Origin of the sequence: Roseiarcus fermentans, assembly GCF_003315135.1 — a bacterium.
In the GTDB taxonomy this organism is placed as follows: domain Bacteria; phylum Pseudomonadota; class Alphaproteobacteria; order Rhizobiales; family Beijerinckiaceae; genus Roseiarcus; species Roseiarcus fermentans.
In genome coordinates this window covers 1-3,035 of record NZ_QNRK01000009.1, presented here as the reverse complement: position 1 = coordinate 3,035, position 3,035 = coordinate 1, and the positions used below count along the sequence as shown (strand labels likewise).

Below are 3,035 nucleotides of genomic sequence, written 5' to 3'. Positions count from 1 at the left end.
GCCACCCACGCCGACTGCAAGCGCCTGGCGCGCGCCGGCATCGAGACCTTCCTCGTGGGCGAAGCGCTGATGCGCCACGAGGACGTGGCCGCGGCGACGCGGACCCTGCTGACGGGGATGTGAGCCGCCGCCCCCCTCTCCTTTCGGGAGAGGGACCGCCGGGTGAAGCCCGGCAGGGTGAGGGTTCGGAACGCCGACGTTCGGCGTGGCCGGCCCCCGCCTGGCCGCTTCGCGGCCTGTCCGCTCCCGGGGGAGAGGCGTTGCGAACTGCCCGGCTGGTTCTGAGCGCGGCCCGGCGCTTCCGGGGACGCCGATCCCGCGCTATGGTGGAAAGCAAGAAAAAGTAAGGCAGACATGTCCCTCGACATCAAGAACCTGAGGCGCATGCGCTCGCCCAGCGCGTCGCCAGGCTCACCGGCGAGACGCTGACCGAGGCGGTGACGACCGCGCTGCGCGAGCGGATCGAGCGGATCGAGAAGAGCCGGGGCTTCGACGAAGACCTCTATCGGAGGCTCAGGGCGATCGCCAAGGAGTGCCGCGCGCTCATGAAAGAGCCGTACCTGTCCGCCGAGATCGGCGATCTGCTGTATGACGAACGCGGCCTGCCGAGGGGATCGTCGACAGTTCCGCTCTCGTCGCCGTCATCCGCGACGAACCCGACGCCGAACGGTTCTTCGCCGCCTTGAGCGACCGGAGCATCCCCAAGCGGATGTCCGCCGCGAACGATCTGGAAGCGGCGATCGTCATCGACGGCTCGCGAAGCCCGATCGCGAGCCGGCGCCTCGACGAGGCGATCGCCGATGCGGCCATCGTCATCGAGCCGGTCACGCGCGAGCAGGCCGAGATCGCCCGCGCAGCCTATCGCGACTTCGGCAAGGGGAGCGGCCATCCGGCGGGCCTGAATTTCGGCGACTGCTTCGCCTATGCCCTCGCCAAGGCGGCGCGCGAGCCGCTGTTGTTCAAGGGCGAGGACTTTTCCCGGACCGATGTCGCGGCGGCGTAAGGCAGGAACCCGGCGAGGATTTGTATCTGCCGAGACGGGCGCCGAAGCGCGACCGTCATCGCGAGCGAAGCGAAGCGATCCAGACGCCGCTGGGCTGCTGTTGTGGCCCCCGGACACATCCCCGCCGCCTTCGGGCTCAGCCCGATGACGGCGCACAGGCGGCGCCGTCTTTGGAAGTTTTGACCGCCCGGGGATTTGCGTGCGCTCGGAGTCGGGCTTTGCGTCGTTTGCGCAGAAGGTGGACAATCCTAGCCGCAACGTGAGCTGCGTCGTGGATTGCTCTTATGTCCTTCGTCAAGAGGTCGGACACGCGATCTCGTCTCCGCTCCTTGTTGGGAGGAAGGATGGCCTCGGATGATTGCGCAGGGGTGGACTCCCCACCGTTTATCAAGCGGCTTTTTGGGCTGCGAGGGCGGGATCGAACAGCGCGCCGGTTCTGAGCATGGCGCAGGCGACATTGAGGTTCCGGTCGGCGACGGAGCGGAGGGCTCGGCCGTGAGAGTGGCCGCGCCTGCGCAACTCGGCGTATTTGGCGCGACTTCTCGGGTCATGCTGCACGGCGACGCGGGCCCAGTGATAAAGGGCGTTGGCGAGGCGATTGTCGCGGGCCTGGCGGCGCACGACGATGCAACTCTTTCCAGATCTCTTGGTCACCGGCGCGACCCCTGCCAAACTTCGCAAGGCGGGGTAATCTCGCCGTTGCAGAGGCTCCCAGGCTTCGGCGAGCAGCGTGGCGAGGACGGTCCTTCCCACTCCCGGCAAGGATGCGAGGATCGCCGCGTCATGCTGCTTCTCCTGCCCCGGCTCGCTCTCCTCACTGGCCGCGAGGCTGTCGATGAGCGCGCCGATCTTGCGGTCGGCCTCCTTGATCTGGCGGTTGACGAGCTTGAGGCGGGGGAGGATCGAGGCGACATGGGCGCTGGCGGCCTCGACGGTTCCAGGCGCGAGCCCAGGCGGCGTCGCGCGCGCGGCTTTCAGGATCGCGGCGGCGTCGAAGCGACGAATACGCCGCTCTTTGAGGAACTGGGCGACCCGGACCTCGCGCAGCCGGGCGGCCCTGGCCGGCGTCGGTGCGATGCCGAGGAAGTCGAGCAGCCATTCGGCGCCGCAATCCTCCTCGAGCTCGAGGAGCGCCGGAAAATAGCGCCAGAGCTGCGCCCGCAGGCGGTTGGCCAGGCGAATGCGCTCGAAGCCGAGTTCGTCGGCGATGCGCGACCATTCGCGCAACTCGACCACGATGGGATCGCCGGCGGCGAGCTTGCGAAAGCAGCGCGGATCGGTGCGCAGGCTGGAGGCCATCACCTCGGCGTCGCGGCTGTCGTCCTTGGCGCCGGACATCGAGAACCGGTCGCGGAAACGGTCCATCTGCTTGGGATTGATCGCGTGAACGGCGAAGCCGCGCTCGATCAACGTCTCGACGACGGGGCCGTGCGGGACTTCGATCGCGACGAAGACCTGTCCCGCCATTTCGGCGCCGCTGGTCGTCAGCAACCAGTCGGCCATCTCGGCGAGCCCCTCGCCGCTGTGCTTGAAAAACTTCTGGCCGAGTTTTCGGCCTTCGTCGTCGGTCAGGAAGACGCAATGGCTCTGGCTTCCCCAGTCGACGCCGGCATACCACCGTTTCGGATCGCTCATGGACGCACCTCACACGCACCGTCGAGCCGCCGCAATCGTCGTCGGTCCCTGTACTGGCGCTCGGGGCGGCGACCGCTTCCGGCGCGAACTCCCCACGGGACGTCGATCACGGCCAATCCCTCGGGGCACAAGTCCCCCCCAGGTGGTCACGCCACAGGGGGCGATGGGTCGCTCCCGAGAGATCGGCTCGGTCCCAGAACCTTACGCCTTTTCGCGCCCGCCGGTGTTCTTGCTGCGTTCCGCTGCGCTACACTGCGCAAGAACACCGGCGTCAGGTTCCGAAACCGCGTGTGGAAGGTACAGGGGGCGAAGCCTGTTGGACGTCGGTGATCAAACTCTAATACGCGGGTTTGTTCCGCATGTCCGAGTTGCGTCCGGGGCTGCTCCGCGTCTTCGT

At 67.6% G+C, this 3,035-nt stretch carries 2 protein-coding genes and 1 pseudogene; 2 read left to right on the top strand and 1 reads right to left on the bottom strand.

The genetic code is table 11. The features are described from left to right. Positions 1 to 383 precede the first annotated feature (383 nt). Positions 384 to 686: pseudogene (locus DFR50_RS09370) on the top strand (type II toxin-antitoxin system VapB family antitoxin); the annotation flags it as partial. Then, entirely contained in the window at positions 614 to 1,003 is a 390-nt protein-coding gene (locus DFR50_RS09365; protein ID WP_113888948.1) for a type II toxin-antitoxin system VapC family toxin, read from the top strand. The pseudogene DFR50_RS09370 and the gene DFR50_RS09365, both read left to right, overlap by 73 nt. A gap of 387 nt (positions 1,004 to 1,390) precedes the next feature. Here DFR50_RS09365 and DFR50_RS09360 read toward each other — a convergent pair whose 3' ends face one another. Then, positions 1,391 to 2,638: an IS110 family RNA-guided transposase gene (locus DFR50_RS09360; RefSeq protein WP_113888947.1), complete on the bottom strand. Its 1,248-nt coding sequence runs from the start codon at positions 2,636 to 2,638 to the stop codon at positions 1,391 to 1,393. Positions 2,639 to 3,035 lie beyond the last annotated feature (397 nt).

What these genes read in the sequence shown, in the direction of transcription:
- DFR50_RS09360 (WP_113888947.1), bottom strand. Translation starts at nt 2,638, where the DNA reads ATGAGCGATCCGAAACGGTGGTATGCCGGCGTCGACTGGGGAAGCCAG.